The sequence below is a fragment of the Sphingomonas sp. STIS6.2 genome, assembly GCF_000732685.2.
Classification (GTDB): domain Bacteria; phylum Pseudomonadota; class Alphaproteobacteria; order Sphingomonadales; family Sphingomonadaceae; genus Sphingomonas; species Sphingomonas aerolata.
This window is the reverse complement of the sequence record NZ_JPDP02000113.1, coordinates 1-4,244: the sequence shown is the minus strand read 5'-3', so window position 1 is coordinate 4,244 and position 4,244 is coordinate 1. Positions and strand designations below refer to the sequence as shown.

General features: G+C 55.2%; 4 protein-coding genes. 1 reads left to right on the top strand and 3 read right to left on the bottom strand.

The window, feature by feature from the left end:
- A partial coding sequence (locus sphst_RS13650; protein ID WP_159043631.1) for a transposase occupies positions 1 to 321 on the top strand: 321 nt, incomplete at its 5' end.
- Between the two features lie 463 nt (positions 322 to 784).
- On the opposite strand, the gene sphst_RS20635 is transcribed toward sphst_RS13650, so the two are convergent.
- The 3 genes from sphst_RS20635 to sphst_RS13640 form a co-directional block, all read right to left on the bottom strand.
- Positions 785 to 1,234 carry a hypothetical protein gene (locus sphst_RS20635; protein WP_159043630.1) on the bottom strand — a complete coding sequence of 150 codons (450 nt, stop codon included), beginning with the start codon at positions 1,232 to 1,234 and terminating at the stop codon, positions 785 to 787.
- A gap of 1,341 nt (positions 1,235 to 2,575) precedes the next feature.
- Positions 2,576 to 3,385, bottom strand: coding sequence for an EAL domain-containing protein (locus sphst_RS13645; protein WP_325049485.1), 810 nt, complete (start codon positions 3,383 to 3,385; stop codon positions 2,576 to 2,578).
- The coding region (locus sphst_RS13640) for an acyl-CoA synthetase (RefSeq protein ID WP_234387652.1) at positions 3,382 to 4,244 on the bottom strand (863 nt) is incomplete at its 5' end. The genes sphst_RS13645 and sphst_RS13640, both read right to left, overlap by 4 nt.

Below are 4,244 nucleotides of genomic sequence, written 5' to 3'. Positions count from 1 at the left end.
CAGGTCAGCGACTACACCGGCGCTGCCGCGTTGCTTGAGGATCTACCCAAGGCGCAGTGGATGCTGGGCGACCGAGGCTATGACGCAGACCGGTACAGGGACGCCCTTCAGGCAAAGGGCATAACGCCCTGCATTCCTGGCCGAAAATCCCGGGTCATCCCCGTCAAATACGATAAGCGCCGCTACCGAAGCCGGAGCCGTATCGAGATTATGTTCGGTCGTCTGAAGGACTGGCGTCGTGTCGCCACTCGCTACGATCGGTGCCCGACGGTCTTCTTCTCCGCCATCGCCCTCGCCGCCACCGTCATCTTCTGGCTATGATCAATGAGTCGTGAGCCTAAACACATGATAGTCGCCAATCGGGATTAGCGATGGCGTTTTGCGACGATCGGTAGGCCAAAATACGAAATCACCCGTTTGCCGCACAATCATGAATACAACCGGGTTCTCAGCGCATCTGACCGTTGAACGGCGATAATTGGTAGAAAGCGGCCCGCCTATTTTCGGACACCAATCGCGGCAATTAGCCGTTCGCTCATATAGTCGCTGAGATCACTGAACCCGCTGCATTATGCTCAAGACGTGCGTTCCGTGCGCTCCACGCGTTGGTGGTCATTAACGAATATCCGGTCTAAATATGGATGATAATTGGTGAAGATGTTTATATACAGTTCCATATATTGTAGATAGCTCGCTTGGACACACAAATTAGCGCTCAGGGTATCATCATGCGCTGGCCGCCAAATGAGCCTATCGGCCGCCCGCATGTAGATGCAATTGTATATTACGACCCTGAATATCTGCGCGGATTAGTGTTCGGCACTGACAACAACGCCTCGACGTTGCGACGTTCGAATTTAACATGCCTTGTCAATAACGCGGACATTTCTCTCATCGCAATGCGATAGTCCTCCCAGCTTGTCGTAATCAAGCCAGAGCTCCAAAGCTTTACATAGGATGAGAACGCATTGCCCATAGCGATGCAGTTGTTTTTCATCTCCCGAGCTGCCACCACTTCACTAGGCGACCCATTAGCAATAGCGGGATCAAATATTCTTGAGTGCTTGAAAATTTGATATTCACGGAGCAGCCGGACCATCTGCCATCTTCGAGCCGACAAGATCGACAGCGACGATAGGTTATCGGCTTCTATCACTGCTACAGAAGCAGCGATCCGTGCAACGATATCGTCATGATATCTTTGTAACCGGCTCAAGATTGTATCGTCGATCATTAACCGACATTATAGCTTTCTATCCTAAGCAATAGTTATGAAATCAAAGCTGTTCTTATTCTCTGCCGTGATACCGCAATGTGTAGCTGGCGGAACCACGAAGCTGCGGTTGGAGCAAGGCATAGCCTCCGTCTCCGGCCGAACGGCACGGGTCGGGAAAGGATCAAATATCAGAACGGCCGTCCTAAGCACTTACTGACGTTGCGAAAGGGGGGCCATTTGCGACGGCAGAAACGCTCACTTGCAGTCATTCGAGGCTTATATCCGAAGAGCAAATGCGACGTCGCCTCCTAAACCTCATTGTCATGAGCGGCTTGCGATACAGCGACATTACCCGATGGTATTGCCATGCTGCCTTGACCCGACCATGCGCTGAGTGAAAAAGGTCGACAGCACCGATTGAGGTCATCGGGATGGTAAATGACGACGGCACCTTTGAGATTGAACTCGTCGCTGACGGTATTCCGGGCGTCGTTTTGCCAGACGCGCGAATGATCAAAGGCCGGTTGTCACCCGCCGCGCTGAAGCGCTTTCGAACGTTGGAGCAAAGCTCCTCGTCGGTTGGCGCCGCAGTGCGCCTTAGGCAGGCGGTAAATCGCCGCTCTCAGAAAGTAGGCAGACCACCCGGTGACTTACTCGTGACAGTCTGCGACTTTGAAGCGCCTAGGTTTAGATAAATCATTACTTTGAATTATATGGCCGTATAGTTTGCCATTTGCCACGTGCATGGTGACGGATTCTGCGTCGTAACTGATTGAGACATCGATGGGCCGTCCGAGCGAGTGCCCGATATGAGTTGATACGCCGCCTCCACCGGCTCAGTTGTTGATAACGGCCAGAAGTCGCATCTGCCATTCTCTCAATAACCTTGATCCCAAGCTAACTAGCGGGACGTTGGTTTGCCATTGACTCTCTCGACTTTGATGCAGAGATCAAAAGTTTTGCATCAGATGGATCTACGACGCTCGGCTATTGAGAGCTAGTACCAGACCGTCGTATCCCCTGTCACGATAGCGCCAAAGGAGCCTCCTCGGTGTTAAGTCGCCTCACTCGCTGAATCGACCGTGATTGGGAGCATCGGCGCTACGGCATGCGGCGATATACCCAGACCGGTTGTCATCTCTTAAGCTGTTTAAGCAAGCAGCCGATGACGCAGACACTTCTTTTCGTTGGCCGTTAATCTCGCAAGAGCAGCCCCGCCTTGCTCACCAGTTCGCATGCGGCGTCACTTCCTCCAAAGCCGAGATATTGTGGCCTGATTGACCCCCAAGAAGAGCCGCGACGGTGCGTTGGGTACGTTCTCCCCTTGGGTAAGCCGACATAGCGAAGGCCCATTAATCCTTACGCCAAGACAGGCAACATCACGTCCGGCAACGCCTCCACCGCCGGCTGTCCGAGCAGATATCCCTGGCACAATCGAACGCCGATCTCTTTCAAGGTCTGCAATTCCTCTGCGGTCTCGATTCCTTCCGCGATGCACTCAACGCTCAACGCCTGAGCGATCTGCAGGACACCTGCAACGATGGTGCGGCGTGAAGCCGATCCATCGATTCCGCGGATAAGCGCCATATCAAGCTTGAGCATATTCGGGTGCAAATCCGCGAGCAGACCCAAGCCAGCATAGCCCGCGCCGAAATCATCGATCGCTGTGGTAAAGCCACGTGCACGATAGGCCTCGATGATATGCCGAACGTGCGCGACATCCAGCATGCGCTCGTCCTCGGTAAACTCGAACATCAGCCGGCCCGGATCAAATCCAACGCGTCGTGCGGCCGCAAGCGATGCCCTGATGCACGCATCGGGTTCGTACACCGCGTTCGGCATAAAGTTGATCGACAGTTTCGCGTCTCCACCGGGAACGAACAGGTGACCAGCGAGCTCGATCGCCTTCACCCGACACGCCTGATCGAACTTGTAGATCATGTCGGAATCCACGCTCGACAGGACTTCGCCGGCCGACTGACCATCCGTGCCGCGGACCAGGGCTTCATAGGCAAACACCGAGCCGGTCGTGATATCCACGATCGGCTGGAACGCCATCGTAATAGCCATCTTCAGCGGCGTACTTTTCTTGCAACCCTGGCAAGCGGCTGTCGTTTTGAAAGTTACCGCTGAGGCTTTGTCAGCCGCCGTGATTGGTGAATGCATCATGCCCACTCTTCCAGTTTGCCCATCGTGTTACGAGGTAGAACGGTTCCGAAGCGAAAGCTTTTGGGGCGTTCATGATCTTTTAGATTCTGCACTACGAAACGATCGAGGTGAAAAGCCAGATCGCTTGTTTCTAGCCCTGCTTCGGGAACGACAAACGCCTTCAAACGGCCGTTTGCGTGCAGTCGGACCGCGACGTCGGCTACGCCGTCGGCGCGCCGCAAAACGCCGGCTACATAGTTCGGCCATACATTTAGTCCGGCAACCTTCACCGCACCGTCGCGCCGCCCGACGGGGCGCAGCCATCGCTCTCCGGCTCGTTCTATTAGGTCCGGCACCTCCTTATAGGTACCGCTGCCGTCCATGAGATCCCAGTCGTGATCACCTCGCGGTACCAGGTTCCAGCGAGGCAGTAGTTCATACATCGGATCGGGTGCCTGTCGGAGCGCGATAGTGCCGGTTTCAGAGGAACCGTATACGTCGATCAGTCGGCTGAGCCCCGCCGAGAGAAGCTCCTTTGCAACGAGATCATCGAGCATGCCTGCTGAGCTTACGCCGACGATGTCGTTCGGGAAGCGCCACGTCATCCGTGACATGGCTCGCCATTGGTCTGGTACCGCCACAACGAGATCGCCCGCCACGAGTTCAAGGCCGGTGCCAAGCGGTCGCGCTATCACAGGGACGCCGAGCGCACTCGGCAGGAACGCGGTCCAGATCATCCCATAGAGGCGATTGGCGGGTACCATCGCGATTACCCGCTTCCGGTCGCAAAGCGGTTTGCCAGCCTTCGTCGCCGATGAGCATGTCTTCAGGCCATTCACCCGATAGCATCGAGGACAAGGATCCATCCCGCAAGCGCTGT